Raw genomic sequence first — 3596 nt, forward strand, 5'->3', positions numbered from 1 at the left:
GCCGCCGAGCAGATGCAGGCCACGCAGGCCGAAGCCCGCACCGTCTCGGCGGACGCACAACGCTACGCACCCACCGCGCCGTTCGCCGGCCGCTTCTACGACCTGGACCCGGACCTGCACGTGGGCGACTGGGTGGCGCAGAACGAAGTGCTCGGCCGGCTGGTCGCCACCGGCCCACGCCAAGTCATCACCTATGCAGACGAGCAGGAAGTACGGCGTCTCTCAGTGGGCGACGAAGGCCTGTTCATCGTCGACGCGCTGCGCGGCCCCGCGCTGCAGCTGAAGGTGCGCAGCATCGAGCGCGACGCCGCCCGCACGCTGAACGAAAAACTGCTCGCCAGCCCGCTCGGCGGCCAGCTGCCGGTGCGCCAGCAAGGCGAGGTCTTCTATCCCGAAACGGCGCTCTACCGCGTGACGCTGGACGTGGCCGGCGGCAATGACGAGCCCGAGCAAAGCTGGCGCGGCCTGGTCAGCATCCACGCGCGCGCCGAGCCAATGGTCAAGCGCATCGCACGGCACGTGCTCAGCGTTTTTTGGCGCGAAGCCGGCTTTTGAGGGCCCAGGACAGGTTTCCGTTTCGGACCTATCTGGAGGCTGTACGTCGCCGGCTGTGAGTCAGCAACTTAGCGGCCATCGGCGAGCCGACGCTGAACCTGCTTTTCATTCAAGACTGAACTTTTTCCGTGGGAAATTGCTTCAGTTTGGTGACCTCAGGCTGGGAGCGATCACTCGGTGGCGGCTGAGCCGCGGCATCGCCTATCGCACTGCAGATGCCCGCGCTGTCGATCTCACTGCCGCAGACCTACCGCTCAACGTTCATTGAGAACTTTGAAGTAACGCGATGGACCTCGAATAGCATCCGGAAGAAGGTCGACACCAACTCTTGGCCGTGCCTGCCGACGAGCTCGCTGCCGCCGAATCGGTATACCTCGTACCCGGCGAGTTGCAGATCACGCGTGCCGGCAGCGAGCCTCGCATACTCCCTCGGTTCGGCCAGATCGCCAACAGCGTAGTGCTGCTTGCCGTCGACCTCGAAGACGAAGCGCCGACCGCCTGGCAGCAACATGAGAAAGTCCATCCGATGGTTCAGGAAGGCTAGTTCTCCACGCTGATGGATAGTCTTCGGATCCCAGTGCAACCAGACCTCGGGCAGAAGCGCCGGGAGGCTTGGCACGTCAGCGCCAAATGTCTTGAAGAAAGTTTCGAAGAACAGAAGCTGGGGCGGTGAGTTGAGCGGCAGGCTGCTCTTCAATCGACGGTAAAGGTCGACCTTTGCATTATTTGCTTCAGCGATGCGCTCGCGCTCAGCCCACCAAGCCTGTAGGTCTCGCCAGCGTAGGCCGTCAATAATTGGCCGGTCGTACACCAACACATTGGAGGGATCGGACAGGATCTCGACCTCGTTGTTGAGGACGTCCTGGAACCGTAGGTCAGGTTTGTCCCGTGACGCGAAGATCAGGGTCTTCGGTCGGCCTTGGGCGCTTCGCAGGGGGACCAATTCAAAGACAGGGTAGCCGTGTTCTTCGCGCGCCTGACGCAGTTCAGCACCGCAGGTGCTCAGAACCTCATTGCAGGCCTCGACCACCTCCACCTGCGCGTCCGCATCGACTTGCACGTCTGCGGCCACCATGCCCTCGATGAACACCTGGAACCGATTGCTGGAAAGATCGAAGACGCCCAAGATCTCAAACATCTGCTCGGCGTCGGCGTCGGCCTCATCGGAGAAGGCGAAGAAGTGCCGGTGTACCCATTCCAACTCGCCCACCTTGCTGCCTAGGAAGTCCGTCAGGCTCGTGTCGAACACGAAGACAGCACGCAGCAGCGCTTCGGTGTGCTCCCAGTTCCGGAAGATCCGATCCAGCTTGTTCAGCGCCCGCGCGAGTTCTCGGCGGTGCCGCTTGCTGACCTCGACACACGGCAAGTTCGCCCAGAGCACGTCCTGGACCGAATTGCGCACCTGCGAGGTCAGCATCCCGAGATTGATCAAGCGCTGCGCAAAACCTGGCACGCGATCATCCGGCAGGGCGTCGAACGCGGCGTATAGCCGTTCTCGCTTGGAGATTGCCGCGCCGGGGGCAGGCAGGCCAATGCGGTCGCAAAGGCGCGGAATCAGGCTGTCAGTCACGTCGTCCTTCATGGCGCCGACAACCGGCCGTAGTAGGTCGCGCAGCCCAGGAACGTCCATACGCTCAGCACCCATAGCTAGACATAGCGAACTTTGATGCCACCGGTCAGGTCAGCATCCGTGATGGTGGGCATCTGAGGCTCCACAGGAGAATACTGTCGCAATTTGGTTGCCAGCTGAGTCAAGCGGTCCAGCGCGGAGTAGCAATACAGAAGCGCGTCAGCGCTGGAGACCTCACCGCGATTCGCGCTGGTCATGAGCTTGAGCTCTTCCGCCAGCCGGTCGCCACGCTTTGGAGAAGCTCTCTCGGCGGCGATTGCCGAAGGATCGGCAGGAAGAGGCAGCGAGACGCCGAGAAGCGGGGCAGCGCCCCTGATTGGGACAGCGATACCTACGGCGAACAGCCTCGATTCGGATCTCGCTAATGGGACGCAATGTACACAAAGGTCTCGGTAGGCTCCTAGCTCGAAGAGCCACCCTCCTTTAGATGTAGCGGAGGTCAACTCGGCGAACAACGGACTGGATGACTTGACTTTGTCCAGCACATGCTTCTTCGCTCCGGCCATGGTTGCGATGTGAACTTTCGGGCGGTCGGGCGCGGGGCATACGAACGCGACAAAGAACTCAGCGAGGTAGTCGCGCAGGATGCATGCGTCGACCAGATACGCTTGAGCGGCCAGGTAGCCGAGCCAGGTGAATCCGTCCTCGAACCGGAGGCCCGCGGAGATATCCTGCTCGGCAGTCCGTGCCTTCAACTGCGCATAGTACGCATCAGACAGCTGATACATGCGCCACGCGCAGACTCTAAGCTGGTGAGATATCCGTCGAGCAAGGTCCCACAACTCGGCCTTGCCTTCCTTGCTGGCTACCCAGCCGATCTGTGACCAATCTTCAATCTGGACTTCGCACGGCCAGATGTTCTTTGGTCCCCACGGGTGATAGCTCCGCCAATTTGTAGGTACCAGGCCTTTGACCTCCAGCGAGTTCGTCAGGAACTCAAAGCCGATCGGCAGTAGGTCCCTGGCTTTGAGGTCTTGGTACAGCGTGCCATAGGCTCGCGAAAGGAATTTCAGCTCCTGTTGACCAGGGACCGCCGGATAGACGTGTACCGTTGGCTCAAAGCCGTTGAATGCTCGAAGCCCTCCAAGAAGGTGTCCGGTTCGCGCAGCCAGCCACTTTTGTCCGTCGCCACTCATGGCTTCGGTTGTTCTGCGAGCCACATGCCGAGCGATCCCGTGCCGAGTAATTCGTCCCAAAGGTTCTCGAACAGAACGGCGCTGAGCTGGATGGCTCGCTCGAATATGAGCACCCCTGGCATTTTCATCGTTGTCGGCGGCGAACTGGGCATGACACTCCTCTCTCTTTGCGGCTTCGATGGTCAGTTCGTTGCTGCGGCGCCAGGGATGCATCTTCACCGCTAACTGCCGGTGATTCCATCCATGGAAGTGTGGACACGCCCTGGCGGGTCAGC

General features: G+C 61.1%; 3 protein-coding genes. 1 reads left to right on the plus strand and 2 read right to left on the minus strand.

The genetic code is table 11. The features are described from left to right. A partial coding sequence (locus FKP22_RS24190) for an HlyD family secretion protein (RefSeq protein ID WP_141290221.1) occupies positions 1 to 555 on the plus strand: 555 nt, incomplete at its 5' end. 247 nt (positions 556 to 802) lie between these two features. On the opposite strand, the gene FKP22_RS24195 is transcribed toward FKP22_RS24190, so the two are convergent. Continuing rightward, the gene (locus tag FKP22_RS24195; protein WP_231012724.1) at positions 803 to 2137 is read right to left on the minus strand and encodes an AbiJ-related protein; all 1335 of its coding nucleotides are present in this window, start codon (positions 2135 to 2137) and stop codon (positions 803 to 805) included. Positions 2138 to 2202: 65 nt separating this feature from the next. Further along, on the minus strand, positions 2203 to 3540 hold the full coding sequence (locus FKP22_RS24200; RefSeq protein WP_141290223.1) for a hypothetical protein: 1338 nt from the start codon (positions 3538 to 3540) through the stop codon (positions 2203 to 2205). Positions 3541 to 3596 lie beyond the last annotated feature (56 nt).

The sequence above is a fragment of the Ideonella azotifigens genome (genome assembly GCF_006519715.1).
Taxonomy (GTDB): Bacteria; Pseudomonadota; Gammaproteobacteria; order Burkholderiales; family Burkholderiaceae_C; genus Ideonella; species Ideonella azotifigens.

What these genes read in the sequence shown, in the direction of transcription:
- FKP22_RS24195 (WP_231012724.1), bottom strand. Translation starts at nt 2,137, where the DNA reads ATGAAGGACGACGTGACTGACAGCCTGATTCCGCGCCTTTGCGACCGC.